We start from the raw sequence: 26,497 nt of genomic DNA, 5'->3' as shown, positions 1-26,497 counted from the left end.
AGTGAACTGGGTCAACAATCGGTGGGCCAAATGCAGTTTCGCCATCCCGCTGTCGTCATCGACGAGACGATCACCAATCTCGAATACCTGACGGGATTGCTTCTCCAGGACATCGACCGCGGGGCGATCGAGAAGCGACAGGTCACGCCTTCGGCGCTGAAAGCAATCGCGGCGTTGGAGGCGATCCGCACATTGCTCCCCCGACTCCGCATCGTGCGATCCAACTACGCCGATTCCGACGCATTGCCGCAATAGGTGGACCTGGCGGTGAAATCACAGCAGCGTGCGAACCGCATGGCCAGGAAGATGGGCAATAGAGGAGTCGGCGAGGTTCCGCCGATATTTCTTTGCAAGACGACATCAGACGCGTCGAGGTATCGATTACGCGGGATCGGTAGAATCGCAAAGACATCGAGCGTCGGGTCGCGTTACATGTGCATCGCGACAAAAGGCGCCGTCCCGCGTCGTCATTGACGGGGAGCATTTCTTGCATGAAATACCACGGCGCTGGTCGCTCCAATGCCGTGGCATGACTGCAAGAGCATTGGGTTACCTGGTAAGAGTTTCGGGCGCTGACCAGCATGTTTCATCTGCGATTACTCAAGGCAGGATGCAATCATGAATCGCGCAGCCCTGATCACTTTTGCAGTTCTATCCACTAGTCCGGCGCAAGCGTCTCTCGTAGAAGCGCTGCTCACTGGCAACTACTACGCTGACCCTCCCACGAATATTCCCACGGGTCCCATAGAATTATCCTTTCAAACTGACACAGAGCTCTTCGATTCAGCGGCAGTATCGTTCGGGCCTGATCCGCGCAATAGTCAGGAAAGCATCGTGAGCAGTTTCGCATTCGATGGAATGCAGTTCACCAGGCTGCGTTTTGCCGTCGATGGAAAGGTGGTCTCAGCATGTGATGGGCCCACGACGGGTTTCTTTCACGGACCTGATCAAGGTCGTGGCGGCGATTGGATTCTCGCCACGGACCTCTGCGGCGGACTTCGCTTTCGGACGCTGAACAACAGTGGGCCCCTGTTTACAGAAGCTGAGTACCTTAGTTTTACAGATCCAGTTGCCACCCTGCTGCCAGCAATGAGGGTCTTCTCTGGCGTCTTCTTCGTTACCAGCCAGGAGCAGACTCTCTACCGTGGAAAGGATCTGACCTGGACGGTGACCCCGGTGCCAGAACCGTCAACGCTCGGACTGCTCGCTTTCGGTCTACTGGGTGGCTTGTTGGTCCGCAGAAAAACCTGAGACACAGACCACAGACGATCGATGATCGCTGCAGGCTCGACTTGCTCGGCGTCGCGACTGAACGCCGAGCAAGCCAGGGGACATGAGCCGCGCGTAGCCCGCTTGGGCACAGTCGTCTCGTCACGCTATTAAATAGAACTCCAAGCCGCTGTAACCTTGACGACGGGAGACGGACGTAACGCGGCAAGTCGCCAATTTGCGCCGAGTATCCCATCCAAAGCATTGTTGCCTGACGGCGAGTCCCTTTTTCTGGATGCCCGCAGCGGGACAAGATTGAATAGCACCGCTTGCGGGTTCATAGGCGGGTCCCATAGAGCCTATCAATTGTATTTACCTCTATTTTCAACCACATGATCACCTTCCGCATTGGCAAGTAATCCACCGCCCATGCTGAGCCGTCCACAACCCGTCCCGCTGATCCTGCAAGACGCCTTGCGCGAAATCTTTGGCGAGTGCATCGATCATGTCCGGGTGATCGAGCATTCACGTTATGCGTGGCTGCATTGGGGAGCACGCGCGACGACGCGTCGCAACCGCATCTTGTTACGTGACTCCGCGGCAGAGTTCTGGGCTGATCCGGAACTCGTGTTGCATGAATATTTTCATGTGCTGCGCCAGTGGCAACCGCGACGGTTGACCCTGTGGCGATACGTCGTCGAATGGTTGCGACGGGGTTACTGGGACAACTTCTACGAAGTCGAAGCGCGTGATTTCGCGGCCCGGCATCGCGATCGATTGCATCGACTGTTGATCCGGTCGGTACGGTGACGGTCCGCCCGTAAAAGACCCCCAGCGTGCGACCGTCGCTCCGCGGCGACCACGCCCCTGGAATGACGCCGAAACAGCTCCGAACTTTCCACGGCGTTGCGCCACAATAAGCGCCTCGCAACGATGAGCCTCGCAATGCACGCCCGATTTGCCCCCCTTCTGTGCCTCAGTGCATTTGCTCTGCATGCCGCCGATGAAGCTCCGTCACAGCCCGTGACGAACCCGCCACCGCGCGTGGTGATGACCGTCGAGCAGGTGGTGCAATTGCTCGACGAGACTGTCGACTGGTATCGGACTCTCGGCACACAACAACAGGCATCGACACAGCCGAGCGATCTGTTGATTCTCTATGCGAATCGTCAGACTGCTGACAAGGTGATGAACCTGGCATTCGATGTGGCTCGCGCCAATGCCGAGTTGATCAGCAGTGAAGCGAGTGCGGCAGCGCAGGCCAAAGGTGCAGAGGATCCCTCCGTACAGAGCACACGACAGGTTCAGCAGAAGCTGGATGAGCAACGCGCAGCCGTGCAGGCGGACCTGAATGCCGCCAAGCGCGAACTCGCGGCCGCAGCGGCGAGCGAAAAGGCCGACCTGGAAGCAAGGGCCTCGATCCTGCAAAAGGAACTCGATCTGATCAACGCGCGCCGCAACTTCAAGGCCAACATGGATCAGTTCGAGAATGCGAACGATGCAAGTGGCTTCGGTGCGAACGGCTTGAAGGCTCATATAGACGCGATTGCTGCATCCGTTCCGTCTGCGGTCGCCACGACCACAGCAACCGCAGAAAAGCCAATGACCGCAGCCAGTGCCGCGCCGCTCAGTCAGTTCGGTCTCTGGGATCTCACTTCGACGGTGTTCCGTCTGTCGGGAAAGATCCGCACCATCGACTCGATCGACCAGCGCACCGCCGAGCTGGAGGAGACCTTCAAAGAGATTCGCACGCCACCACTCGAGCAGCTCAAGCGGCTCTCGAGCCGGGGCGATGTGCTGGCCGGTCAGTCCGAGTCGACGGATGGCAGTGCATTGAAAAACATGCGCGACGAGTTCGACACGCTGGCGTGGCTGTACCAACAGACATCTTCGATGCTCACGCCGTTGAGCCAGGCCGGCGTCCTGCTCGAGCAGTATCGTCATAACCTGAAGAGCTGGCGCGACTCGACGCAGCATCAGTACTACGAGGCGCTCAAGGCTCTCGGTCTGCGCATCGCCTTCTTCCTCGTGTTGCTCGCGATCGTGTTCGGAGCGGCGGAACTGTGGAAGCGTGCTGTCTTCCGCTACGTTCACGACACGCGCCGCCGTGCACGCCTGCTGCTGCTGCGCCGGATCGTGATCTGGGTTCTGGTCGTTTCGATCGCGGCTGCGACGTTCGCGACCGAACTGGGTTCGCTTGCCACCTTCGCCGGTCTTATCACGGCCGGTCTGGCCGTGGCCATGCAGAGCGTGCTGGTGTCGGTCGTCGGTTACTTCTTCCTGATCGGCAAGTACGGCATTCGCGTCGGCGACCGCGTGCAGATCGGCAATGTCACCGGCGAAGTGATCGAACTCGGCCTGGTGCGGCTGCACCTGATGGAATTCGGAGGACAGGGACTGCAGACACCCACGGGCCGCGTCGTCGCATTCGCCAATTCCGTGATTTTCCAGGCCTCGGGTGGCCTGTTCAAACAGATCGCGGGCGTCGATCTGGCGTGGCACGAGATGACGCTGACCTTGCCTGCCGGCGCCGACTACGCACGCATCAAGGACAAGCTGCTCGAAGCAGTCAAACACGTGCTCGAGGACTATCGCGACGACATCTTGCGGCAGACGCGCGAAATCCAGCGGGCCTCGTCGTTGTCCTCGTCTGACGATGCGCAGCCGCAGGTGCAGTTGCGATTCTCGGCGGCCGGCGTCGAAGCACTCGTGCGATACCCGGTGCAACTCACGCACGCCGCTCAGATCGATGAACGAGTTTCCCGCGAGTTGCTGAATGTCATTTCCGACCACGACGTCGAGGCACCGCGTCTCGGTGCTCCCGCGGGTTGAACGGAATGTACGATTGACGCGGTTTCGAAGCCGAGTAACATGCGCGCCCCCGGATTGCTTCTGCGGACTTTGGAGCCGCACATGTCTGCACCGCACAATCCCGAAACCAAGTTGAACAACGCGCGCTAGTTCCTACGAGATGATTTGCGGAGCGCGTCTGCTCCTCAAATCGGTGTAAAAGCCACTCCTGGCAATGACAGAATGGCTCCGCGAAACCCCTGGCAGGGAAACCGGCCAGGGGTTTTGTCTTTCCGGCGGGGCCAACAGGCGAACCGGCTATCCGGACAGATGAAACAGCGTAGTCCGGATCCTTCTTCCCTCTTTCCGGTTGGCGAGTAAGCCGGTGAGCCAGTTAGCCTCGCATCCATGCCCATCCAGCTGACCCTCAACAAAGGCCGAGTGCCGGTCAAAGTCTTTACGAAAGACATCGAGCACGATGCCCTGCAGCAACTGCTCAACGTTGCGCAGCTGCCCATCGTGTTCGGCCATGTCGCTGCGATGCCGGATGTGCATCACGGCATCGGCGCGACCGTGGGCAGCGTGATTGCGACGAAGCAGGCGGTCATCCCGGCCGCTGTTGGCGTCGACATCGGTTGCGGCATGAATGCCGTGCGCCTGACGCTCTCCGCCACCGACTTGCCTGACACTCTCGCGAAGGTCCGCAGCGAGATCGAGCGCGCTGTGCCGGTGGGATTCAATCAGCACGAATCCGACAAAGTTCACGGCAGCGTGCATGCGCGCCAGGGACGCGTGCTGAGCGATCGGCTCGACAGCATCGTGAAGAAGCATGGCGGCGTGATGAAGATGCAGCGCCAGTTCGCGCGCACCTGGCTGTGCCAGCTAGGATCACTCGGCGGCGGCAATCACTTCATCGAACTGTGCATCGACGAGGCGCAGCGCGTATGGGTGATGCTGCATTCGGGATCGCGCGGCATCGGCAACGTGTTTGGCCGGTACTTCATCGAAGCCGCACGCAAGGACATGCAGCGTCATCGCATCAATCTGCCGGATCGCGACCTCGCGTACTTCAGCGAGGGTTCGCCGCTGTTCGATGACTATGTCGAAGCGGTCGACTGGGCGCAGGACTACGCGCTCCTGAACCGTAGCATGATGATGAAGCTGGTGCTGGATGCCCTGGCGAAGCATCTGCCGCCATTCGGGACGGACGGTGAAGCGATCAACTGCCATCACAACTACGTGGCGATCGAACAGCACTTCGGCGAGAAGCTGTTCATTACCCGCAAGGGCGCGATCAGCGCTCGCGAAGGTCAACTCGGCATCATCCCGGGCAGCATGGGCGCGCGTTCGTTCATCGTGCGCGGCAAAGGCAATGCCGAATCCTTCTGTTCCTGCTCGCACGGTGCGGGTCGCCGCATGAGCCGCACCGAAGCCAAACGGCGTTTCAACCGCTTCGATCTGGCGCAGCAGACGGAAGGTGTGGAGTGTCGCAAGGACGGTGGCGTCGTCGATGAGATTCCCGCGGCCTACAAGGACATCGATGAGGTCATGGCCAACCAGACCGACCTGGTTGAAATCGCGCACACGCTGAAGCAGGTGGTCTGCGTGAAAGGCTGATCTGGCCGAGGTTTTTGGCTGGACGCCGCAAACCCTGAGTCCATAGACTGCGACGCCTCCGCGATCCACTTCACGTCAAGTCCATGTCCTCGTTGCTGCTGCTCGTCACCTGTCTGCTGCTCGGTTGGCTCGTTGCTCGCTTCGCCCATCCACCCGCGACGCTGGCGCAGAGTCTCAACTGGTGGGTGCTCAACGTCGCATTGCCGGCCCTGGTACTGCACCTCGTGCCGCAGATCCGGTTCGATGCACATCTGTGGTTCCTCGCTGCGTCGATGTGGCTGGTGTTCCTCGGCTCCTGGGCTTTCTTCGCGCTGCTGGGCCGTGCATTGCATTGGTCGCGGGCGCGCATTGGTGCCTTGACGCTGGTTTGCGGTCTCGGCAATACCTCGTTCGTCGGGTTTCCGATGATCGAAGCATTGCGTGGTGAGGAAGGGCTCAGGTTGGCGGTGCTGGCGGATCAGGCGGGCTGCTTCACCGCATTGGCCGTCGGCGGCACGATCGTGGCTGCGCTCTATTCCGGCCATAGCGTGGCGCCACTCACGGTCGCGCGGCGCGTGTTGCTGTTTCCGCCGTTCATCGCACTGATCGTCGCTTCGGTGGTGGGTGCAATGAGCGGCTGGCCCGGTGCGATCGATGGAATCCTCGATCGGCTTGGTGCCACGCTGGTGCCACTGGCACTGTTTTCGGTCGGCCTGCAGTTTCAGCTGCATCTTGGCAGGAAGCAGATCCCCGCGATCGGGTTGGGACTCAGCTGGAAACTGTTGCTCGCACCGGCGATCGTCTGGGGAGCAGGCTGGCTCGTCGGTGTGGGCGGGCCGGTGCTGACCATTGCCGTTCTCGAGTCCGCCATGGCGCCGATGATTTCCGCGGCGATTCTCGCCAGCCAGAATGATCTCGAGCCGCAGCTGGCCAATACCATCCTGGGCGTCGGTATCCTGCTGTCATTCGTTACCGTGCCGATCGCCAATCACCTGCTCGGCTGACACCGAGAAAGAACTTAACGCCCCCTCTCGCGGCCAGTGGTCTGCTCAGGCGCCAGTCTTGGGATACAACACCATCTGCGTGCAGCGGAACAGCGCGATCGTCTTGCCTGTTTCACGGTGCGTAACAGTGGCGTCCCACACCTGAGTGGTTCGACCCATGTGTGCGGCGCGAGCAATGCATTCGATGGTGCCGTCGCGCGCCGTGCCGAGGTGATTCGATTTGAGCTCGATGGTGGTGAAGCCGTTGGCGTCGGGAGGCAGGTTGGCGGAGCACCCAAAGCCGGCTGAAGTATCGGCCAGAGTGATCACCGTTCCCGCGTGCAGGTAGCCGTTCGGTGCCAGCAGCGATGGTTTCACCGGCAGTTCTGCCCGAACCTCGCCGCTGCCTACATGAGTAACGACAATACCGAGCAAGCCAGGAAGTGTGCCGGCGCTGCGGTAGTTCAACTCAACGGGTGTCAGCATCGAATGTCACCGTCTGGATTGTCTGGCTGAAGGGCAATGGCACTGACTTGAGCTTGCAAGTCCGATTTCCAGGCTTTGTGGGTCTGGCTTTAGCCGGACATTCTCTGTTCTCGGATGTCCGACTGTCACACTAGGGAATCCCGCGGGGAAGTCGGACCCACAGAAAACCACTCAGAATGTCCGCACCCACCACCACTGGTGCAGTGCTCTGTAAGTTTCATTCCACCAGAGCGAGACGAATCATCGTTGGCTGCTCCTTGCTTTCAGAAATCGCAACATACCCGATCACCCTCACGTCCCCGCGAGTTTCTGGGCGAATGACCTATAAATTCGCGCGGCCATGCACGGGGTCGCCGCCTACGCTGTGTTACGTCGGCAACCGCCGTCAGAACACGTCAACCAGCGCCAGGGAGAGGAACATGATCCGTCATGACTTCAGGACACCGGCTTCGCGTCAACGCGGCCAGGGCATGAGCGAGTACATCATCATCACGGCGTTGGTCGCCGTCGCGGGCATCGGCCTGTTCGCCGCCTTCGGCGACACATTGCAGAGCCAGATGGCGAGCATGAGCATGGAAATGTCCGGGCAATCCGGCTCGCAGGATATCCAGGATGCACAGGCGTCGGCCGGTACGGCACAGACCCGCGCGGCACAGGCCGACAGCCTCGCGAACTATAACCAGCAGACCAATGCAGGCGGCGGTGGTACCACTCCCTGATCTCGTCCGCTGAAGTAAGCGGGCGCGCCGCGACATTCCTCTTCTTCACCGAAGAGGGATGCGCGCCGGCCCCACGGCAGGAGGTACGTACGGCATGACCGCATCGCGCATCCGCTATCCGCATCGAACGTCCACTGCCCGCCAGCGCGGACAGATTGCGCCTGTGGCGCTATTCGGTGTGCTGATCGCCAGCGCCGTGCTCGTCATGATGTTCAACACCGGACAGAAAGTGACGGAAAAATCGCAGGTCGCCAACGCCGCGGATGCGGCGGCGTACAGCGGTGCGGTGCGGACTGCGCGGCATCTCAACTTCATGGCCTATACGAATCGAGCCATGATCGCGAACCATGCGGCGGTGGGGCACCTGGTGTCGTATGTGAGCTGGATCCGCTATGTCCACGATTCCATCGAGTACGTCGACCGGATCACACGCTATATCCCCTACGTCGGCCAGTACGTCTCGATGGTCGAACAGATCGCACAGCAGGTTCGCGAAGGCACTGAGGACGCGGCGGGTATCGTGATTCCGGCGATCGACGCGTGGAATACCAACTTCCGTGCCGCCCAGATCGAAACGCAGGCCTCGCTGGCGCTGAACAACCTCGATGACCTGATGCAACAGACCGCGCGCAGCTGGGATCCGCAGATACGCATCAACGACCGCGACGAGATCGGTCGCATGCCCGATGAGTTACGGGCCATCGTCGAACTGCAATTGCTCGCGCAGCTCGCGGGCGTTCCAACTTTCGTCGAGCGCTATACGGCCGACAGTGATGACGGCGCCGTTCGCGAACTCATTACGGCGAGTCTCACCACCAACGACGACATGCGACGCTGGATTTCGGGTGAACGCGGCTGGCGCGAAAATCTCATCGTGGCGCAGATCCGCAAGCAGGGCAGCACCACGAATTCGCAGGACGACGATGGCGCCGACTGGCGCGCACACGATCAGTTGCAGTACCGCACGCGCTCGCTGTTCGGCTGGGGCAGCTGGCGTCGCATCGGACGTGCGCCCAGCCGTGCCCGGGCGACGGAGTTCGCCAGCAACTATCAGGGCGTACCCTCGTACTACAACGTCGCCGGTAGGCCAGGCGATCAGTCCCTGAGCATTGCAGCGCTGGCAACGAAGCGCCAATCGCAGGTCAGGACGCGCGCCACCTTCGGCATGACATCGAACGCGCAACCGCTGGCTGTCGCCGCCATGGCGCGCGTCGAGTTTCGCCGGCCAACCGACAATACCTTCGCGTCCCTCGGCAATGATCGTCGCGAGTACTCCAATCTGTTCAATCCATTCTGGGATGCGCGCCTGGTGCCGGTGGAATCGGGGATCGGCTTGTGACGCGCACCATCCGCACAGCGAATTCAAACCAGCGCGGCAATGCGATGGCCGAAACCATCGTGACGTTGCTGGCGCTCGCGCCCTTCATCGTCGGCATTCCGCTGCTCGGCAAGCAGCTCGACATCAAGCACAAGACTTACGACTCCACTCGGTACGCCGTCTGGGAGCGCACGGTGTGGCGCAGCGACGGCGCGTCCAATCGCAAGAGCGAAGACGACATCACGCTGGAGGCCCGCGATCGCACGCTGGGAAGTCCGCTCGCGGGCCTGATCGATGTCGAACGCCTGCGAACGCAGGGCATCACGGAAAACGCACTGTGGCGCGACTGGCAGCGGCAGCGACTGCTCCACTACGAAGACAACGCCATGCCCGTGAACCTCACGTACAACGAACGCCCGACGCCGGTGGATGTCGGGCTGTTCCTGGTTCCTGGCATCGCCTATGGCGACGGCGTGGTGGGCAATGTGCAGCAGCTGCTGCAATTGAGCAGTCTCAACCTGAGCCGCCGCGCCTTCGCCAGCTCCACGATTGCCGTGGGTGTTCGTCCCTCGCTGGGGCGATTGGCCGATCACCCGGTCACGCTCGGCGAACGCGAGGCGCCCGAGGCGGATCGCGGTCAGATCGTGCACCGGGCCAGCGGCGCCATCCTGAGCGACACCTGGTCCTCGCGTAACGAGGACGCGATGCGCCGTCGCATCGATGACGTCACCGTCAACGAACTGGTCGAACGGTTCGAGTTGCCTGGACGCCCGATCGGGCTGCAGGCCCTCGGCAAGGGCGAGCCGCTCTATGGGGAAGGTCAATTCGGCTGGGAGCCGGATTTGCGGCCCAGCTCTACCGTCCTGCCCGCGGCCTACATCGAGCGGCGTTGACCCATGCGTATGACGCACCTTCCGGCACTGATGTATCTGCTTGCGCTGGCCGGTGTCGTCACGCCCGTTAATGCAGGGCCACTGTCGCGGCTCACCGCGCAGCTTCCCGATCTGCCAGCGCCGCCGCAGGGCTCGGTTCACTGGATCGCGCAAAGCATGCGAATGAACGGACTGCCCATGACGCTCAAGACCTTCGAGTCCAGGCTCGCGCCCGCGGCAGTATTCGCGCACTACGAAGCGATCGCGCCCCGCTGGGGCCACAGCGAGTTCCGGCGATCCCGCAGCGGCACGCAACAACGGCTGTCGATCCGCGCGGCCGGTCATCTCATTACCGTCGAGGCCGTCGCCACGGTCAGCGGCAGCGCCGGCACGATTGCGGTGAGCAGCTCGCCCGAACGGGCGCCAGCCACGACCGGCAGCCGCTTTCCGCGGCCGGCGACGGCGCGACTGGTGAACCTGCAGGAGTACGAGGATGACGGCGTCGAGTCCGAGCATCTGAGCTTCTCGAGTACTCGATCCATCGCCATCGAGGCCGCGGCGTTCGGTGACACGTTACAACGCGACGGCTGGCAGATCCTGCGTCAGCAGCCGATGCAGACGTCGTCGCGCGGTATGGTCATCGAAGCCCAGCGAGGTGCACAGCTGGCGTTGCTCACTTTGCAACCCGATCGCTCGCAACCCGCAGCGACTGCCATCGTCATCGTGTGGAGAAAGTCATGAGGCGACGACAAAGCGGTTGGGGCGTGACCGAGTATCTGGCCGTGCTGCTGGGGTTGATGGCGGTCTGGCGCGGCGCGCCCGCGGTACTGCGACTGGTGCAGCAGCACCATGACGAGTTCTCGTGGGCGCTGATGATTCCGTTTTAGAGACAATGCACTTGCTTGGCGAGTGGCAGCAGTACGGAGAACAGTCAGGTTTTCACACGGAGTTCACGGAGGGCACGGAGGGCACGGAGGGCACGGAGGGAAAACCTCGTCCCGCTCCAAACCTCCGGTTCTCCGTGTGAAATCAAGCTCTGCGATTCTCTGCCGGAGATTAGTGATCTGCTCAAGTAGGTGCCATTGGCCAGAGAAGCTCTGATCGCTCGGTCACCCCCCGCGGGACTGACACACAGGGAAGTAAACCGGAGCTCGGCAGGCCAACGACGTTGATTCAAGAGAGCTAGAGGCAGGCATCGCGAGTCACGGACGACTCACCCGATGCCAGCAGCGACACAGTCCAGGGAGGGACGCATGAAAGGTGGAATGATCACCACACTGATGGTGGCAGGTGCACTGGCAGCGGCGGGCGGTGCCGCGTACTTCGCCGACAACTACATCGAAGGGACCGTCAACGCGCGGCGCTCGCAACTGGATGCGCAGTACGCGCCGGTTCGCGTCGTCGTTGCGAATGCCGATCTGCGTCCGGGCACGTTCCTGTCCGGCCAGACCGTCGCGATTCGCGAGGTGCCGCGAAACTTCCTGCATTCTGACGCCGTCCTCGCCGACCACTGGAACACCGTGGCCGGCAGGGTGCTCGCTCAGTCCGTGCGCAGCGGTGAGCCGGTACTGCAGGCGCATCTTGCGCGCAACGCCAGCGCCGGTTTCTCCTCGCAACTCGCCGAGGGTATGCGCGCGCTGACGTTTCCCGTCGATGACGAAGCCTCCATCTCCGGCATGCTCTCGCCGGGCGATCGCATCGACATTCTGTTCACCACGCTGGTGGCGAACGAAACCATGACGCTGCCACTGTTGCTCGACGTTCCGGTGATCGCAACGGGAGTGCGCACCACCACCAATGCCGCGTACATGGATGGCCAGAATCCCTCGCGTCAGTACAACACCGTGACGGTATCAGTCACGCCGGAAAATGCCGCGCGCATTACGCTCGCACAGGACGCGGGCAAGATCACCGTCGCCTTGCGTCAGCCGCAGGACAATCTGCCGACGCAGATCGCGCGTATTACCAAGCGCACGTTGCTGAACAGCGAACGCGTCGTCAAGGTCGCTGCGGCGCGACCGCGCGTCGAAATCATCCTGGGCGGGATGTGACATGACGGTTCACGCATTCATGCGCCTGCTCATCGGCATCGCGGCGGTGCAACTGGCCCGAGCGGCGATTCCCGCCGACAACCCGCTCGACACCTCACCCGTGAGCGTGCTGAGCCTGCCGGCGGGTCAGAGCCTGCTCATGCGTTATCCGAACGTACGGCGAGTGGCCGCGGGCGATGGCACCGTTATCGACATCAAGGTATTCGACGACACACAGGAGGTGCTGGTACTCGGCAAGAAGGAGGGGCTGACCGACCTGCGCATCTGGAATCGCGACGGTTCGACCGTGGCCTATCTCATCAAGGTGCTCGGCGTTCCCGATGCTCCCGTCATGCCGCCAGATGTACTGCTAGAAAAGTCGACCATCCTGATCAAGGCGAAACTCATCGAGGTCAAGAAATCCGCGCTGCGCGATGTTGGCATCGATTGGGCCGACGTCGTGCCCGGCCCCGTATTCGGCACGCTGTCGGAGTTCGTCACGAACCCGTATTACCGCGTGATTCCGCCCGGCATCAATGGTATCGATGGGCTGCCGCTGCAGCTCGGGACCGCCAACAACTACTTCGCGCTCACGACCGCGGTCGAATCCGTCATCCGCATGCTGGTGAACAATGGCGATGCGCGGCTGCTGGCCGAACCGACGCTGACATGTATCGACGGCGGCCAGGCCGATTTCCTCGTCGGCGGCGAAGTGCCCATTCCAGTACAGAACCAGGACGGCGCGCTGAATGTCATCTTCAAGGAGTTCGGTATCATCCTGAATGTCGAACCGCGCACCAACAGCACTGGTCTCATCCGTACCAAGGTCAATGTCGAAGTCAGCAGCGTCGACAAGGGCATCGAAGTGCTCGGCATTCCCGGCTTCGCCACGCGCAAGACCAACACCGAGATGAACGTGCAGTCGGGCGAGGCAATGGTGATTGCGGGATTGTTCAGTTCCGAAGACGCCAAGACCGTGGTGAAAGTCCCCGGCCTGGGCAACATCCCCGTGCTCGGCGAATTGTTCAAGTCGCGTCAGTTCCGTCGCGGCGAAACCGAACTCGTCGTACTGGTCACGCCGCAGATCATCAAGGCGGATTCGGAACCCGTAAAGACGAGCATTCAGCAGTACGACGCACTGAAACTGAAGTCCGACGAGGCGTTGAAGTTCAAGTTGATGGATTGACCACGGATCAAGGAGCAATTCAATGAAGCAATGGATGGCGATCACGATCGGCGTAGCGGTATGCGTAGCATCGAGTGGCTGCGCCAGGAGCACGAAAGTCGTCGCACAGGACAAGGAGTACGTACCGCCATCGAGTGCATCTGCCTGGACGATAGGCGGCGTCTTTGATTCGGAGGACGACTCGATCGCCATTTCCGTGAATGGCGAAAGCGTGCTGCGTGCGCGCTTCCCACCCTTTACGCCGCGACTCACTGCCGAGGGCAAGTACAACGACCTCTCCGTGGCGACACTCTGCAAATTCTCCTCGGGAATCATCGCCTCGAAGCGCGGTGGCTGGCAGGAGCGAGTGGCCGAAAGCATCGTCGCCAAGGCCACCAAATCAGGTGGCAACACCTGCGACGTGACCGTCGACGGCCAGGCCGCGGCCACGTTGTATTTCTAGGCGGAAGTTAAGAGGAGGAGGGCCGCGAAAGGCCACACAGGAGAAGAATGGAAAGAACGGATATGCCGTTCTGCCCTTTTTTTGCGGTCTTTCGCGGCTCTCTTCCTTCTGCAATCAGACACCGACAGGGACGTCATCGTGCTCGAAATTCAACTCAACGTACCGGGATGCGCTGCGCAGCTGCGGCGTGTCGAACCAGGGCGCTACACCATCGGCCGTGGCCTCGGCGCCGATATCCGGCTCAAGCACGATTCGGTCGCGCGACGGCACGCGCTGCTGTGCGTGCAGGAAGGCGAAACGCTGGTGATGGACACGGGCGCGGCCGATTCGATTCGTCGCAACGGCGTGGTGGTGTGCGAGACCGCTCCGGTGCGCAGCGGCGATACCGTCACGATCGGCGATTGCGAGCTGAAGGTCATTCGCAATTTCTGGGACGAACCCGTCGATCCGCACCAGGCCATGACGACGACCATTGCCGTGACACGGCAGTCGCCGCAGGCGGAAACGGTTTCGCGCGTCAGCGCTGTAGGTGAGGCACCTTCCGCCCTTCCCGCCGAATTGCGCGCCCTTCAGGAAAAACTGCAGCAGCTCGTATTGCGCGAACTCGATCTGTTTCGCCGCACCGCGCTCAACAACCTGGCGAATGCCGATCTGCGTCAGGAAGCACGGCAGGCCATCGATTCCATCATCGAGTCTGGCGCGGTCCAGCTGCCGGCGAGCCTGGACCGGGCCAGGTTCGTGGCCGAGATGACGGCGGAGATCATGGGGTATGGCCCGATCGAGCCCTTTCTCGCCGACGAATCGGTGTCCGAAGTGATGGTGAACGGTCCGAACCAGATCTATGTCGAGCGTCGCGGACAGTTGTCGGTCGCGCAGGCGCGATTCACCAACGATGAATCGCTGATGCGGGTCATCGAACGCATCGTGACGCCGCTCGGCCGGCGCATCGACGAAGGCGTACCGATGGTCGATGCGCGACTGCCAGACGGTTCGCGCGTCAACGCCATCATTCCGCCACTGTCCCTGGTCGGCCCGATCCTGACCATCCGCAAGTTTTCGCGGCAGCGACTCTCGATGGAGCGACTGGTCGACCTCGGCTCGCTGACGCCGCAGATGTGCGACTTCCTGCGCGTCTGCGTGAAATTCCGCAAGAACATCCTCGTCTCCGGCGGTACGGGCTCCGGCAAGACCACGTTCCTCAATGCGCTGTCGGAATCCATCCCCGCCAACGAACGCATCGTCACTATCGAAGACGCGGCCGAACTGCGGTTGGCCCAGCCCCATGTGCTGTCGCTGGAAGCACGACCGCCCAATGTCGAAGGCCGCGGCGAAATCACCATTCGCGACCTGGTGCGCAATGCACTGCGTATGCGGCCCGATCGCATCATCGTCGGCGAATGCCGCGGCGGCGAGGCGCTCGACATGTTGCAGGCCATGAACACCGGCCACGATGGGTCGATGACGACGGGCCACGCCAACTCGCCGCGCGACCTGTTGTCGCGCCTGGAAGTCATGGTGCTGATGGCCGGTATGGACCTGCCCGTGCGCGCCATTCGTGAGCAGATCTCATCGGCCGTCGACATCATCGTGCAGCAGACCCGCTTCAGCGATGGCCGGCGACGCGTCACCGCCATCGTCGAGGTCGATGGCATGGAGGGCGATGTCATCCTGACGCAGCCGCTGTTCGCCTTCAAACAACAGGGCATCGGCAGTGACGGCGAGATCGTCGGGGAGTATCGCGGCTTCGGCCAGGCGCCGCGCTTCTATGAGGCGCTGAACGAAGCGGGTGTGCAGCTCGATCGCTCCATCTTCGGCGCAGTCGCTCCTGCCCGTCGTGGCCTCGCATGAGCACACTTCGCATGGCGCTGAGCTCGATCGACTGGCAATGGCTGGTCGGGGGCGGGGTGTTCGTCTGCGTACTGCTGCTGTTGGCGGTGATCCGTCGCGGCGTACGCTTCTACGAAAGTGCCTTCGTCGCGCGCGTCAGCGCGGGGTTGAAGCAGAATTTCGTCATCGCGAATCCACAGGTGCTGTTTCTGATCAGTGTCGTGGCGACCGTAGTTCTCGGCTCCATCGGCTACACCAGCATCGGTCCGGTGGGCGCCGTCGCCGGCGCTCTGTTGTCCGTCGTCTCACCGCGGCTCGCGGTGACGTACTTTTCCCGCAAGCGCAACCGGCAGTTCGTCTATCAACTACCCGACGCGCTGCTCGCCCTGTGCTCGGCATTGCGGGCCGGCTCGAATCTCACCAAGGGACTGGAACTGCTGGCCACGCGACAGCCACCGCCGCTCGCGCAGGAATTCACCATCGTGCTGGCGGAGTACCGCATCGGCCGGCAGCTCGCGGAGTCGCTCGCAGATCTGCGCCGGCGGGTCGACACGCCGGAGCTCGATCTCATGAACACGGCAATCAACGTATCGCGCCGCGTCGGCGGCAATCTGGCCGACACACTCGAAGCGCTGGCGAAAACGCTGCAGGAGAAAGCACACATGGAAGGCAAGATCGATGCGCTGACATCAATGGGACGTGCGCAGGGCTGGGTCGTCGGCCTGCTGCCGATCTTCATCGGCTTCGTGCTGTACCAGCAGCAGCCGGAGCGCATGAATCTCATGTTCACAGAGTGGTATGGCTGGATCGTCCTGGTCGTCGTCGCCGTGATGATGGCGGTCGCGGCCTGGATGATCCGCAAGATAGTGAACATCGACGTATGAATATGCGCAGGCGAATCCTCCTTTCTTACTGTGGGTTCGACTTCAGTCGAACATCCCTTCCCCCAATCTGACGTCGCACCATGAATGGCCTCCTCGCTCCACTCCTCACGGCCGTTGCCTGCGGCCTGGTCCTACTATTGCCACTCGTGTTGCGTCGTCGCAGCCGTGAATCCACGCAGCGCGATGCCGCATGGCGCGATCAACTGCCGCCGCTGATCCGCCTGCTGCGTCCTGCCTTTCGCTGGTATGCAACGGAGGTCGACCAGTCGATGCTCGGGCACAAGCGCGATGTCATGCAGACGCAACTCAATGCAGCGGGGCTTGCCTACGTCATCACTCCCGCGGAATTCCTGGTGGTGCGACGGCTCGCCTTCATCGCGGGTATCGGTGTCGCGCTGTATGTGATCGTGGTGCTCGGGGTGACGGACCCCATGTATGTCGTCGCGGCCAGTAGCCTCGCGCCCTTCTCTTATATGTATCCGGATCTGTGGCTGCGCGACACGACACGCCGACGGCAGACCCGCTTCGAAAAGGAGTTTCCCTTCTTTCTGGATGTCCTGGTGCTGGGTATGAAAGCCGGGCTGACGTTCACGGCAGCGGTGGAGCAGTCCATCGAGCAACTGCGCGATGGCCCTGTGCGCCAGGAGTTTTCGCGCTACCTGCGCGAGACGCGCACCGGCGTCACCCGTCGCGTCGCACTGGATCGAGTGGCCGCGCGCGTGATGATCCCGGGGGTCACCAACTTCGTGGCATCGGTGTCACAAGCCGAGGAAACGGGCGGCTCGCTCGGCGATGTGCTCGCCGATCAGGCGCGTCAGCGACGCCAGGAACGATTTCTGCGTGCCGAGAAGCTCGCCAATCAGGCGCCCGTGAAAATGTTGTTTCCGTTGATCGCCCTGTTGTTCCCGATCACCTTCATCATCATCGGCTTTCCGATCGTGATTCAGCTGATCGAGTCCGGTGCGTTCGACATCATGTGATTGACATGCAGGGAGGCCAGTCCACGATGAAACTCGCTCGAGTCGAAACTACGCAGGGTATGACGGTGGCTCATCGTGTGGCCGTGGCCGCCAGTTTCCTGCAGCGCTTTCGCGGTCTGCTGGGTCGCAAGGATCTGGCGCTCGATCAGGGATTGCTGCTACGGCCCGGTGGCAGCATTCACACGCTGTGCATGCGTTTTCCCATCGACGCGCTGTTTCTGGATCGAAGCATGCGCATCCTCGCGATCACGCATCGACTGGTCCCCAATCGATTCGCCGTGGCCCCGCGAGCCACCCGATCCGTGCTCGAACTGGCGAGCGGCCGCGCCGCCGACTGCGGCTTGCAACCCGGCATGACCCTGCGACTGCGATCAGGAGTCGACGCATGACGACGACAATGTATCGCGGGGCCGCGCTAATTCTGTTCACCCTGCTGTGCGGCTGCGGTTCGGCGCCGTCACGACAATCCTCGCAACTGGTACAACTGGCGCGCCAGGCGGATCAGAACTATCAGAGCGGCAAGTTCGCTCAGGCGAAGAGCCAGTACGAAACCATCCTCGCCGCAAATCCGAAATTCGTACCCGGCCAGATCCGCCTGGGCGTAATCGCCTATCACGACGGTGACGCGAAAACGGCGCGGTCGCGGTTCGAGACGGCATTGCAACTGGATCCTCGTAATGCCCAGGCTCGGTACAACCTCGCGATGCTGCACCTCAACGAAGTCACGATGCTGCTGGACGGCTACCTCGATGCCTCGCCGCCTGCCGCCAATCGGCAGCAGGTCACGGCGTTACTGGGATACTTGCGGGAGTTCGGCAGTCGGCAGGAAGGCAAGTAAGTTCCGTAGGCGGTTGGCGTCCGGCTCGAGCGCATGACACGGACTTAGGCGTTCGAGGCACCTCGGGCCTGAGGCCAGAGGAAATTCCGGCTGGTCCGTTTCTGTCACTGACTTAAGGAACCTCTGATTAATCCGTCGTTCCCGTGGGTCACGGAATGACGAATCTGGAATTGATCGGACATTCCTGAGTTCAGATGTCCAACTGTGAACGTAGGGAATCCCGCGGAAGTCGGAGCCAAAAGGTTCACACAGACTGTCCTCAAGTCAGTGCCATTGGGCTAAAGCCGGACCCCACGAAGGGCAAGAGATGCGGCTTCCGAGCTGAATGTAGTGCCATCGGGGTTATGCCGGATCCACAGAGGATGGAAGGCAGCTGCCTTTGCAGTGGAACTTTCTCTTCGGCCCCGCGATTCCTGACTCTTCCTTCCCAGCGACGCCGATCAGCCAGCGCAGCTATCATCTGGCTCGCCCCCCTGCCGTCTCGAGAGTCCGCCGATGATCCACCGCCGCGATCTGCTCAAATCAGCTCTGTTGTTGTCTGCGACCAGCGTACCTGCCGTCAGTCTGCTCGCCGCCGAATCGCAACCGGCATCGACCGGCAGGGACTTCAGCTATGCGCAGTTGAAGGGTGAAGCACGCGCGCTGGCGGGCAAGGCCTACGAGGCGCCAAAGAATCTTGCGCCCCAGAAACTGCAGAGCCTCGACTACGACCAGTATCAGTCGCTGCGCTTCCGGCGCGACCGTGCCCTGTGGGCCGATGCGGATCGCGGCTTTCGAATTCAGTTCTATCACCTGGGCCGCGGCTTCAAAGAGCCGGTGCGCATGTTCGAAGTCGTGGACGGCAAGGCGCGCGAAATCCTGTATCGACCGGGCGACTACGATCTCGGACGCAGTGGTCTCTCGGCGCGTGATCTGCATCCGGACCTCGGCTTTGCAGGCTTTCACATCCAGGCACAGACCGACTGGACGTCGGATGTCGATTCCTTCCTGGGCGCGAGCTATTTCCGCGCGATCAGTAACGACACACGTCAGTACGGCATCTCCTCGCGCGGCCTCGCGCTCGATACGGCGATCAATGGTCCCGAGGAATTTCCGCGCTTCACCTCGTTCTGGTTCGAGCGCCCAGCGCTCAATGCGCGCACCATCGTGCTGTACGGCTTGATGGATTCGCCGAGCGTCACCGGCGCGTATCGTTTCGTCATCACGCCTGGCGTGCCACAGGTGATGGATATCGACGCCGCGCTGTATCCACGCAAGTCCGTCGAACGCTTAGGTGTCGCGCCGCTGACCAGCATGTTCCAGTGCGGCGAGAACGACAAACGCATGGCCAACGACTGGCGCCCGGAAATTCACGACTCCGACGGCCTGTCGATGCACACGGGTAGCGGCGAATGGATCTGGCGTCCGGTCGTGAATCCCGCAGGTGTCCACGTGAGTTCGTTCGTCGACGAGAATCCGCGCGGCTTCGGCCTGATGCAACGCGATCGCGACTTCAACAACTACCAGGACGACGGCGCGATGTATCACAGTCGTCCGAACCTGTGGGTCGAACCGAAAAGCGGCTGGGGCAAGGGTTCCGTGCAGTTGATCGAGCTCACCGCACCCGACGAAACCTTCGACAACATCGTGGCGATGTGGAGCCCTGCCGAAAAAATGCAGCCGGGCGCAGAAATGCTGTTCGGCTATCGCCTCTACTGGAGCACACAACCGCAGTTCGTGCCGCCGCTCGCGCAGGTCGTTGCTACACGCACGGGCATCGGCGGCGTCATCGGTCAACCGCGTCGCTACTTTGCGGGTCGTTTCGCCATCGATTTCGCTGGCGGTGAGCTGGCGGCGATGCTGCCGGAGTCGATCGTCGAACCGGTGATCACGGCATCGCGCGGGACGATCGAAATCACCTCGGCGCGGCGCCTGCGTTCCATCGACGGGTACCGCGCGATGTTCGATCTGAAACTGACCGACGACAGTACTGCGCCGATCGACATTCGTCTGTTCCTGCGCAAGAACAACCAGCCGCTGTCGGAAACCTGGATGTATCAGTGGACCCCGCCGAGCGTGGCCGAACGCCGTGAAATCCTGCAGCGGGCAGGCGCCACGCTGGAGTAATACCGGTTCACGGTCCGGCTGAGCCGGACCACAAGAGGAAAACGATGCAGCCGGGCCAGCCTGCCCGGTGGGGGTCGATTTCTGTCGAACAGTCTTCAGCTACTGTGGGCCCTGCTCGAGCTGTACCCACAGGAACCATCTCTGTGGCCCATTTTCTCCTGGCCTGTGGAACCACCACCCTGCACAGGGCTGGCTTCACCGTGGGATACGTCGCCTTGAAAAGACCAGTTGTGTCATCTATATTCACCTATGTGTGAAATGACACAGAGAGCCCGTCAATGCACGCCCATCTGAAGGATTCGCCCACCACGGCCCGCACCCGTGATGAGCGGGTCATCCTGGCCCGCGCAGTCACGAAGCTGTTCGAACTGTGGCAACTCCCCTCGGCGGATCAGCTGATGCTGCTGGGCCTCAACGAGAGCAATCGCATCGCATTGCAGCGTTACGCCAAGGGCGAAGCGCTCGCGGCCAATCGTGATCTGCTCGAGCGCGTCGGCCACCTGCTGGGCATTCACAAGGCGCTGAAGTTGCTGTTCCCCAGGAATGCGGAGATCGCGACAGGCTGGATGTCGTCGCCGAACACCCTGTTCGATGGCGGCACACCGATCGATATCGCACGACGCTTTGGCTTTGCCGGGCTGTTGATGGTGCGCGGCACGCTCGATCGGATGCGTGGCGGTTAGATGTCCTCGGGCAAGGACGCGCAGCTGCGGGTCACTCGCGATTCGCAGGGCGACTGGCATCGCAATATCGTCAGCCTGCGCAAGAGCATCGATCTCTTCGCCGATCTCGTCGACGATCCGCGCGACATCGACGTGCTCGTGCGCCATGAAATGGCGGTGAAACAGGCATATCAGGAACCTGCGGTCATACAGCGGCCCTTCGAAGAGGCCGCGAATTACGACGCCATCGCCGCTGCCATTCGCTGGCCGTTCGAACATCCCTGCAACTCGCGCTATTCGAACGGCACCTACGGTGTCTGGTACGGCGCCACATCGATCGAGACCTCCGTGCGCGAGACCGTGCATCACTTTCGCCGCAACACGCTGGCGTCGGCTATCGCTGCGCAGAGCACCAGGCCGATCGTGCAGGAACGGCGCGTTCACTTGATTCGCTGCAGCGCACTGCTGGTCGATCTGCGCGCACGCACGCGCAAGGAATCGCAGCTGCTGCATCCCGAGGACTATTCATACTGCCAGACGCTCGGTCGGGAGCTGCGCGATGCCGGCATGCCCGGCGTGTTGACCTATTCGGCGCGCCACGGCAGATCAGAGGTGGTTGCGGTGTTCACGCCGACCGTGCTCAGTGAGCCACGCACCGTGTGTTATCTCACGTACAAGCTGTTCGCCGATTCGGGCAAAGTGAGCGTCGAGCGCACACCGGGCAAGATCGAATGGGAGCTGCTGCCTTAGTCGCCTGTAGCAAAGGCCGCCGGTTCGCGAGGCGTGGTCATGGCTTTGCGGGCCATTGCAGCCTTTCACACCGACGACTGCGCGTACAGCGTGACATCCACCGGTATGCCTGCGCGACGCAAGTGGGCTATGGTCGGCACCCGGAGGCTCGGATCACGACGATGACCCATAAGGATCGCACCACCCTCGACTATCTGAAACCGGGCGCCGAAGAGCGCATCCGCTCGCGCGCCGATTTCGATTTCAACGATCGTGACCGCGATCACCAGCTGACACCGGAGGAATTCATTCGATTCATGGCCGATCTGGATCCCGAGATGTCGAAGGAGGAATGTCTCATCGGATTCCACGAGATCGACACGAACGAGGACGGCGTGATCACGCTCGATGAGTTCCGCGCATGGCTGGATGGCGCCTAGTAGCGGTAACTGCTCAGCTCGGACTCGCCTCTCAAGGCATCACCGCCGGCAGCTGCCCACCGCCCAGGTATCGCAACGGCACGATCTCGAACACACCGGTTTCGAAATCCAGCAGCTCAGTCGCCGCCAGCGCCTCCTCGAAGGTGGCGCACTCCACGACGTAGACTCCCATCAACTGTTCCTTGGTTTCGGCGTAGGGACCGTCCGTCACCCGCACCTGGCCCCGCGATCGCCGCACGATCTTCGATTCCCCGGGAGTTAGTCGCATGACCGGTCCAAGCCTGCCTTGGGCGGTGAGTTGTGTGCGCAACGTGGCGTGACGATCCATCACCGCGTCGTATTCCTGCGCTGTCCAGGCAGCGGCTTGTTCTTCCGAACCGAAGATCAGTATCGAATACAGCATGTGAATTCCTCGCTCGCCCGTGCCGCCTGCCAAGGACGGTTGACGCGGCTCCAGGCTGACAAAGACGTCGAAAAAATCGCGAGTCGCCGGCACCTGCGACCAGAGTAGACCTTGCCGCCTGTCGGAGCACGATTACGTGGTCACGAGGCACGGATCAGTTTCCCCGCAGCCGCTGTTTCGTCAGGCCGGTTCTTCTTACTCTCGCGCCACCCACTTCCTCGGAGTACATATGGACTATCGATTCCTCGGCGCGTCCGGATTCAAAGTGTCTGCGCTCGGCTTCGGCACGGGTACGTTTGGTGGCAAGGGCCCGCTCTTCAACGCCTGGGGCGATACCGGCACCGCCGAGGCACGACGGCTCGTCGATATCTGTCTCGATGCGGGCGTCAACCTGTTCGACACAGCCGATGTGTACTCGGATGGCGAATCGGAGGCGGTGCTCGGCGCGGCCATCGCAGGCAGACGGGACCGCGTCGTGCTCTCGACGAAGCTCACATTGCGATCCGGGACAGGGCCCAATGACGTCGGTGCATCCCGCCATCATCTGCTCGCCGCCACCGAAGCGTCGTTGAAACGCCTCGGCACCGACTACATCGATCTGCTGCAGCTCCATCACTTCGACGCGCAAACGCCCATCGACAGCGTGATGTCCACGCTCGACGACCTGGTTCGCTCGGGCAAGGTTCGCTACGTCGGCGCATCGAACTATTCCGGTTGGCAACTGATGAAGTCGCAGGCAGTTGCGGATCGTTACGGCTATGCGCGTTTCGTCGCGCATCAGATCTATTACTCGCTGCTCGGTCGCGACTACGAATGGGAACTCATGCCGGCCGGACTCGATCAGGGCGTCGGCGCACTCGTGTGGAGTCCGCTCGGATGGGGTCGCCTCACGGGCCGCATTCGTCGCGACCGCCCCGAGCCGCCGACACGGCGACTGCAGGAAACAGCGCAGTTCGGGCCCCCGGCGGACGAGCAAAGGCTGTACGCAATTGTCGATGCGATGGATATCCTCGCGGAGGAAACCGGCAAGTCGATCCCGCAGATCGCGATCAACTGGTTGCTACAACGTCCGACGGTTTTCAGTGTGCTGATCGGCGCGCGCAACGAAGCACAACTTCGCGATAATCTCGGCGCCATCGGTTGGGCACTGAGCAAGGAGCAGGTGGCGCGATTGGATGCGGCCAGCGCCGTCGTGCCTCCGTATCCCTACTACCCGTATTGGAGTGGGCAGTTCAGCGAACGGACCCCGCCGCCGGTCGCGACATCAGCGTGAGCTACGGGGCAATACGGAATGGCTTGTTGACGCCTCAGCAGCAGGCATGATCATCCCTGCAGGGAAGCCGACCACATTGACCGTCCAGGCAGTATCCACGGCTACCGCAAAGGCAGGTACACATCAGTAATCATGTCCGATTCCAGGACAGCGGGCCCCACATTCACGTAGTGAAGAAACATCGGGAAGCGGCCTGGGAATTCGCCACTGGACGGCAGCCACTCCCGATAGAGATACACGGCGGCGGTATTGTGTTGCCTGGAGCCCAGGTGACGGGCGAGCGCGCAGCGATTGCCCGGAATGATCTTGCTGACGATGCCGTGATCGTTCGGCTCGACCGGCAGGTCGTACGTGACACAGAAATCCACGCGATGCTCGGACGGCACAACTGTCTGAGGATCGGTGTAGTGCACGCCGTACGTTCGATGATTGGCCGGCGATAGTCGATGCTGGATTCGCCACTCGATGAGCTTCTTCGACGTCTCGTATTCGAGTTGCGGCGGACCACGATGTTCGGCCACAGCGACCCGGGTTTCGGGGAACTCCACGATTCGAACTTCCATCAGTCGTCCGCCCTCGCTACGTCAGACGTTGAGTCTTCGGCTCAATCCCACATTGCCCGAAGCTTGCTCCCCGCGTCGATGCGCGCGGCAGATTCGCTTCGCACCGCATCACTTACGCCAGGCGCCCTCTGCGGCCAGGTTCTTGGCTCGAACAGCTGCAACAGCTCATCCGTCATGAACCGGCTGCGCGCGCCGTAGATGTGTTTGTCGCCGGTGCGGCTCTGCTGCGTGACGTAGTAGCGCAGCGGCGCGATCAGTTGCAGGTCGTGTTTTGCGCGGGTCATGGCGACGTAGAGCAAGCGGCGTTCTTCTTCGATGGCTTCCGGCTTGCCGGTGGCATGTTCGTTGGGGAAATTGCCGTCGGCGACATTGAGGACGTAGACCGAATCCCATTCCTGGCCCTTCGCGGAATGCACGGTCGAGAGAATCAGGTAGTCCTCGTCCAGATGCGGATCACCCGCGAGGTCGCTGCTGATTTGCGGGGGATCGAGTGTGAGTTCGGTGATGAAGCGCTCACGGCTCTCGTACTGCTGAGCGATTTTTTCCAGCTGATCGATATCGCCGCTGCGGACGGCGGCGGCGTCGTACAGGCGTGCGAGATGCGGTTCATACCATTGCCGGACGCGCTGCATTTGTCCCGCCCATTCATTCGTCCCGCCGAGGTCATGCATCAGGGAGGTCAGAGCGGGCCACTCTTCGGCGGCAGCAGCGGGGACCTGATAGCTCGCGAGGGTATCGAACGCGTAGCCGCTCGCTTCGAATACTTTGAGACAGCGATCCGCGTTCGCGGGACCGAAACCCGAGAGGAGCTGCAGCACGCGAAAGCCGGCGAGGCGGTTGCGTGGATTGTCGATCCAGCGCAGCACGGCCAGCACGTCCTTGACGTGCGCGGCTTCGAGAAACTTGAGACCGCCGTACTTCGCGTACGGGATGTTGCGCCGAATGAGTTCCAGTTCCAGCACGTCGCTGTGATGCGAGTTGCGCATCAGCACGGCCTGTTTGCGCAGCAATGTGCCCTGCTCGCGCGCCGCGAGAATCTGTTCGACGATGTAGAGCGCCTGCGCCGAGTCGTCTTCCACCGTAACGTAGCGTGGTTTGTGCTGCGACGTCTTGGGTGAGCGCAGCTGCTTCTGGTACTGGCGATCCGCATCGCGCATCAGCGCATTGGCGGCATCGAGAATGGGCTGCACCGATCGATAATTCTGTTCGAGCGTGACGATCTGTGCGGGTGGCGTGAAGCGCTGTGGGAACTGCAGAATATTTTCGACGGTCGCGGCGCGAAACGAATAGATCGACTGTGCGTCGTCGCCGACGACGCACATGCCGGCACCGTCGGGCTTCATCGCCAACAGGATTTCGGATTGCAGCGTGTTGGTGTCCTGATACTCATCGACCAGGACGTGATCGAAGCGTTCGCCCACCGCGCCGGCCAGCGCGGGCTCCATCATCATCACGTGCCAGTACAGCAGCAGATCGTCGTAATCGAGCAGGCGCTGGGCCTGCTTCGTTTCGACGTAACGGCGAAACAGGCGCGTCAGGTCGTCAGCCCACTCCGTACACCATGGATACGCGTCATCGAGCGTTTCCTGGAGCGCTCGGCGCGTGTTGACGCGATGGGAGTAGATGGCGAGGCAGGTGTCCTTGCGTGGAAAGCGCTTTTCCTTGCGCGCAAGGCCGAGATCCTGGCGCAGGAAGTCCATGAGATCCGCAGCATCGCCGCGATCGACGACGGAAAAAGCCGGATCGAGACCGAGCGTATGTGCGTACTCGCGCAGCAGGCGATTGCCGATCGCGTGAAACGTTCCCGACCAGAGCATGCGGGTCGCATTCGGATGGAACGCGACGCGGCCCTGACTCTGGCGCAGGGTCTCGGTCGCAATCGTCTCGGCCCGTCGCAGCATTTCCTGCGCGGCGCGACGCGTGAACGTCAGCAAAAGAATGCGCTCGGGCGAGATGCGGTTGAGCAGCAGATGCGCCACGCGATGCGCGAGCGTGTTGGTCTTGCCGGTGCCGGCGCCGGCAATGATCAGCAGGGGATCGGAGTCGACGCCACGCGGCGAGAGGCGGCCGAAGGTCGCGGCACGCAACTGCTCCGCGTTCAGCCGGTGACCGAAAGTAGTTGCGACGGGATCGATCTGCGCATTCATGCGCGCCGATCATA

Annotated in this window: 28 protein-coding genes; 24 read left to right on the top strand and 4 right to left on the bottom strand. The window is 61.8% G+C overall.

The genetic code is table 11. The features are described from left to right. Nucleotides 1-30: 30 nt before the first annotated feature. From VIZ63_RS13020 to VIZ63_RS12995, 6 genes are all read left to right on the top strand, one after another. Nucleotides 31-255, top strand: coding sequence for a hypothetical protein (locus tag VIZ63_RS13020; protein ID WP_331610082.1), 225 nt, complete (start codon nucleotides 31-33; stop codon nucleotides 253-255). 363 nt (nucleotides 256-618) lie between these two features. Next, a complete protein-coding gene (locus tag VIZ63_RS13015) occupies nucleotides 619-1,251 on the top strand; it encodes a PEP-CTERM sorting domain-containing protein (RefSeq protein WP_331610081.1) in 633 nt (210 codons plus the stop codon). Between the two features lie 387 nt (nucleotides 1,252-1,638). Continuing rightward, the gene (locus VIZ63_RS13010; protein ID WP_331610080.1) at nucleotides 1,639-2,019 is read left to right on the top strand and encodes an eCIS core domain-containing protein; all 381 of its coding nucleotides are present in this window, start codon (nucleotides 1,639-1,641) and stop codon (nucleotides 2,017-2,019) included. A gap of 135 nt (nucleotides 2,020-2,154) precedes the next feature. Beyond that, nucleotides 2,155-4,041 (top strand): mechanosensitive ion channel family protein, encoded by a 1,887-nt coding sequence (locus tag VIZ63_RS13005; RefSeq protein WP_331610079.1) that lies wholly within the window; start codon nucleotides 2,155-2,157, stop codon nucleotides 4,039-4,041. Between the two features lie 366 nt (nucleotides 4,042-4,407). Beyond that, nucleotides 4,408-5,616, top strand: coding sequence for an RtcB family protein (locus tag VIZ63_RS13000; protein ID WP_331610078.1), 1,209 nt, complete (start codon nucleotides 4,408-4,410; stop codon nucleotides 5,614-5,616). 83 nt (nucleotides 5,617-5,699) lie between these two features. Then, entirely contained in the window at nucleotides 5,700-6,599 is a 900-nt protein-coding gene (locus VIZ63_RS12995; protein ID WP_331610077.1) for an AEC family transporter, read from the top strand. A 45-nt stretch (nucleotides 6,600-6,644) separates the two neighbouring features. Here the strand turns inward: VIZ63_RS12995 and VIZ63_RS12990 are convergent, their stop codons facing one another. Further along, entirely contained in the window at nucleotides 6,645-7,064 is a 420-nt protein-coding gene (locus VIZ63_RS12990) for a PaaI family thioesterase (protein ID WP_331610076.1), read from the bottom strand. Between the two features lie 419 nt (nucleotides 7,065-7,483). Here VIZ63_RS12990 and VIZ63_RS12985 point away from each other — a divergent pair, with 419 nt between their 5' ends. The 17 genes from VIZ63_RS12985 (at nucleotide 7,484) to VIZ63_RS12905 (ending at nucleotide 22,097) form a co-directional block, all read left to right on the top strand. Continuing rightward, a complete protein-coding gene (locus tag VIZ63_RS12985) occupies nucleotides 7,484-7,783 on the top strand; it encodes a hypothetical protein (RefSeq protein ID WP_331610075.1) in 300 nt (99 codons plus the stop codon). A 94-nt stretch (nucleotides 7,784-7,877) separates the two neighbouring features. After that, on the top strand, nucleotides 7,878-9,122 hold the full coding sequence (locus VIZ63_RS12980) for a pilus assembly protein TadG-related protein (RefSeq protein ID WP_331610074.1): 1,245 nt from the start codon (nucleotides 7,878-7,880) through the stop codon (nucleotides 9,120-9,122). Beyond that, the gene (locus VIZ63_RS12975) at nucleotides 9,119-9,994 is read left to right on the top strand and encodes a hypothetical protein (RefSeq protein ID WP_331610073.1); all 876 of its coding nucleotides are present in this window, start codon (nucleotides 9,119-9,121) and stop codon (nucleotides 9,992-9,994) included. Before VIZ63_RS12980 ends, VIZ63_RS12975 begins: the two co-directional genes overlap by 4 nt. A gap of 3 nt (nucleotides 9,995-9,997) precedes the next feature. Further along, nucleotides 9,998-10,714, top strand: coding sequence for a hypothetical protein (locus VIZ63_RS12970; RefSeq protein ID WP_331610072.1), 717 nt, complete (start codon nucleotides 9,998-10,000; stop codon nucleotides 10,712-10,714). Continuing rightward, complete coding sequence (locus tag VIZ63_RS12965) at nucleotides 10,711-10,860, top strand: hypothetical protein (protein WP_331610071.1); 150 nt, start codon at nucleotides 10,711-10,713, stop codon at nucleotides 10,858-10,860. Before VIZ63_RS12970 ends, VIZ63_RS12965 begins: the two co-directional genes overlap by 4 nt. A 366-nt stretch (nucleotides 10,861-11,226) precedes the next feature. Beyond that, entirely contained in the window at nucleotides 11,227-12,024 is a 798-nt protein-coding gene (gene cpaB / locus VIZ63_RS12960; RefSeq protein ID WP_331610070.1) for a Flp pilus assembly protein CpaB, read from the top strand. 1 nt (nucleotide 12,025) lies between these two features. Then, nucleotides 12,026-13,189: a type II and III secretion system protein family protein gene (locus tag VIZ63_RS12955; protein WP_331610069.1), complete on the top strand. Its 1,164-nt coding sequence runs from the start codon at nucleotides 12,026-12,028 to the stop codon at nucleotides 13,187-13,189. Between the two features lie 22 nt (nucleotides 13,190-13,211). Continuing rightward, nucleotides 13,212-13,631 (top strand): hypothetical protein, encoded by a 420-nt coding sequence (locus VIZ63_RS12950; RefSeq protein WP_331610068.1) that lies wholly within the window; start codon nucleotides 13,212-13,214, stop codon nucleotides 13,629-13,631. 138 nt (nucleotides 13,632-13,769) lie between these two features. Beyond that, nucleotides 13,770-15,479, top strand: coding sequence for an ATPase, T2SS/T4P/T4SS family (locus VIZ63_RS12945; protein WP_331610067.1), 1,710 nt, complete (start codon nucleotides 13,770-13,772; stop codon nucleotides 15,477-15,479). Beyond that, nucleotides 15,476-16,342 (top strand): type II secretion system F family protein, encoded by an 867-nt coding sequence (locus tag VIZ63_RS12940; RefSeq protein WP_331610066.1) that lies wholly within the window; start codon nucleotides 15,476-15,478, stop codon nucleotides 16,340-16,342. The genes VIZ63_RS12945 and VIZ63_RS12940 overlap by 4 nt, the downstream gene beginning before the upstream one ends. 146 nt (nucleotides 16,343-16,488) lie before the next feature. Continuing rightward, a complete protein-coding gene (locus VIZ63_RS12935; protein ID WP_331610065.1) occupies nucleotides 16,489-17,322 on the top strand; it encodes a type II secretion system F family protein in 834 nt (277 codons plus the stop codon). Nucleotides 17,323-17,348: 26 nt separating this feature from the next. After that, on the top strand, nucleotides 17,349-17,711 hold the full coding sequence (locus VIZ63_RS12930; protein WP_331610064.1) for a DUF192 domain-containing protein: 363 nt from the start codon (nucleotides 17,349-17,351) through the stop codon (nucleotides 17,709-17,711). Next, nucleotides 17,708-18,160, top strand: coding sequence for a tetratricopeptide repeat protein (locus VIZ63_RS12925; RefSeq protein ID WP_331610063.1), 453 nt, complete (start codon nucleotides 17,708-17,710; stop codon nucleotides 18,158-18,160). The genes VIZ63_RS12930 and VIZ63_RS12925 overlap by 4 nt, the downstream gene beginning before the upstream one ends. A 498-nt stretch (nucleotides 18,161-18,658) precedes the next feature. Continuing rightward, on the top strand, nucleotides 18,659-20,266 hold the full coding sequence (locus tag VIZ63_RS12920) for a glucan biosynthesis protein D (RefSeq protein ID WP_349261186.1): 1,608 nt from the start codon (nucleotides 18,659-18,661) through the stop codon (nucleotides 20,264-20,266). 278 nt (nucleotides 20,267-20,544) lie between these two features. Beyond that, nucleotides 20,545-20,949, top strand: a complete 405-nt coding sequence (locus VIZ63_RS12915; RefSeq protein ID WP_331610061.1) for an MbcA/ParS/Xre antitoxin family protein — start codon at nucleotides 20,545-20,547, stop codon at nucleotides 20,947-20,949. Then, complete coding sequence (locus VIZ63_RS12910; protein WP_331610060.1) at nucleotides 20,950-21,678, top strand: RES family NAD+ phosphorylase; 729 nt, start codon at nucleotides 20,950-20,952, stop codon at nucleotides 21,676-21,678. It begins immediately after the preceding gene. Nucleotides 21,679-21,839: 161 nt separating this feature from the next. Further along, the gene (locus VIZ63_RS12905; protein WP_331610059.1) at nucleotides 21,840-22,097 is read left to right on the top strand and encodes an EF-hand domain-containing protein; all 258 of its coding nucleotides are present in this window, start codon (nucleotides 21,840-21,842) and stop codon (nucleotides 22,095-22,097) included. A 31-nt stretch (nucleotides 22,098-22,128) separates the two neighbouring features. Here the strand turns inward: VIZ63_RS12905 and VIZ63_RS12900 are convergent, their stop codons facing one another. Further along, a complete protein-coding gene (locus tag VIZ63_RS12900) occupies nucleotides 22,129-22,500 on the bottom strand; it encodes a YciI family protein (RefSeq protein WP_331610058.1) in 372 nt (123 codons plus the stop codon). Nucleotides 22,501-22,729: 229 nt separating this feature from the next. Here VIZ63_RS12900 and VIZ63_RS12895 point away from each other — a divergent pair, with 229 nt between their 5' ends. After that, on the top strand, nucleotides 22,730-23,773 hold the full coding sequence (locus tag VIZ63_RS12895; protein WP_331610057.1) for an aldo/keto reductase: 1,044 nt from the start codon (nucleotides 22,730-22,732) through the stop codon (nucleotides 23,771-23,773). Nucleotides 23,774-23,874: 101 nt separating this feature from the next. Here VIZ63_RS12895 and VIZ63_RS12890 read toward each other — a convergent pair whose 3' ends face one another. Further along, the gene (locus tag VIZ63_RS12890; RefSeq protein ID WP_331610056.1) at nucleotides 23,875-24,336 is read right to left on the bottom strand and encodes an AraC family transcriptional regulator; all 462 of its coding nucleotides are present in this window, start codon (nucleotides 24,334-24,336) and stop codon (nucleotides 23,875-23,877) included. 41 nt (nucleotides 24,337-24,377) lie between these two features. Further along, nucleotides 24,378-26,483: an ATP-dependent helicase gene (locus tag VIZ63_RS12885; protein WP_331610055.1), complete on the bottom strand. Its 2,106-nt coding sequence runs from the start codon at nucleotides 26,481-26,483 to the stop codon at nucleotides 24,378-24,380. Between the last annotated feature and the right edge of the window lie 14 nt (nucleotides 26,484-26,497).

The sequence above is a fragment of the Povalibacter sp. genome (assembly GCF_036520495.1).
Classification (GTDB): domain Bacteria; phylum Pseudomonadota; class Gammaproteobacteria; order Steroidobacterales; family Steroidobacteraceae; genus Steroidobacter.
Note: the sequence above shows the minus strand (reverse complement) of the source record. Positions and strands in the feature narration are given on the sequence as shown.